This is a genomic window from Acinetobacter sp. YH12097 (assembly GCF_013419225.1).
In the GTDB taxonomy this organism is placed as follows: Bacteria; Pseudomonadota; Gammaproteobacteria; order Pseudomonadales; family Moraxellaceae; genus Acinetobacter; species Acinetobacter amyesii.
In genome coordinates, this window is sequence record NZ_VPAN01000097.1 from 1 (window position 1) to 1,187 (window position 1,187).

Below are 1,187 nucleotides of genomic sequence, written 5' to 3' on the forward strand. Positions count from 1 at the left end.
TGTCCCGTCCTGAAATAAGTTTACACCTTAAGAGACTTATTTTATGGAACATGCACAAGAACAACGAGTTAAACGCACACAACGTGATTATAGCTTCGCCTTTAAAATGATGGTTGTACATGAAGTAGAAAAAGGGCAAATTACTTATAAACAAGCTCAGGCAAAATATGGTATTCAAGGAAGATCAACTGTGCTGGTATGGTTACGCAAGCACGGACAACAGGACTGGACTTCGAATATGCCGACTTCTTCTAAACGCCAATTAACCCCCCAACAACGAATCCGCCAATTAGAAAAGCAGTTAGCCGCAGAAAAGCTTAAAACTGAATTTATTCAGGATGTGATTTATCACATTGATAAAGAATGTGGGACTGATCTTGGAAAAAAGTATACCGAGCACGTTTCAAAGATTGGCAAAGCCAAAGAAGACTAAGCGTTTCACGTTATTGTCAGTGGTTGGGAATCACCCGACAAGCTTATTATCAAGCAGAAAAACGTGCTCAAATGACTGCACAAGCAACTGAACAAATACTTGAGTTGGTTATGGAATATCGTTGTCTCATGCCAAGTATCGGAACACGTAAGCTGTATTGGCTTATTAAAGGCAAATTGTTGCAGCGTGGTTTAAAGTGTGGACGGGATCAGTTATTTAAAATATTGAAAGAGCATAATTTATTGATTCGCCCCAAGCGTCGCTATACAAAAACTACGGATAGCAAGCATTGGATGAAGAAGCATCCAAATTTATTAAAGGATTATTCAGCAGTGCAAGCCAACGAAGTCTTTGTTAGTGATATTACTTATGTTGAGAGTGCTGAAGGCGTACATTATTTATCCTTAGTGACAGATGCTTATACCCGTCAGATTAAAGGTTATAAGTTATCGAATGATATGCGTGCGGAGAATGTTGTGCAGGCTCTACATATGGCGATGCAGCATGTGACGGATCGAGCGACAAGGATGATTCATCATTCAGACAGAGGCTCTCAGTATTGCTCTGAACTATATCAATCGGCATTACGCCATTATGGGGTATGTCCTTCTATGACAGATGGAGGAGACTGTTACCAGAATGCATTAGCAGAGCGGATTAATGGAATATTAAAGCAGGAGTTTTTAATTACACGATGTCAAACCATGAAGGAGTTAGATCACTTAATTGCGGAATCTATTATGATTTATAATTG

The 1,187-nt window shown here is 39.3% G+C and carries 1 pseudogene; it reads left to right on the forward strand.

Annotation, left to right across the window (positions count from 1 at the left end):
• Positions 1-43 precede the first annotated feature (43 nt).
• Positions 44-1,187 (forward strand): annotated as a pseudogene (locus FTU37_RS16810) (IS3 family transposase); the annotation flags it as partial.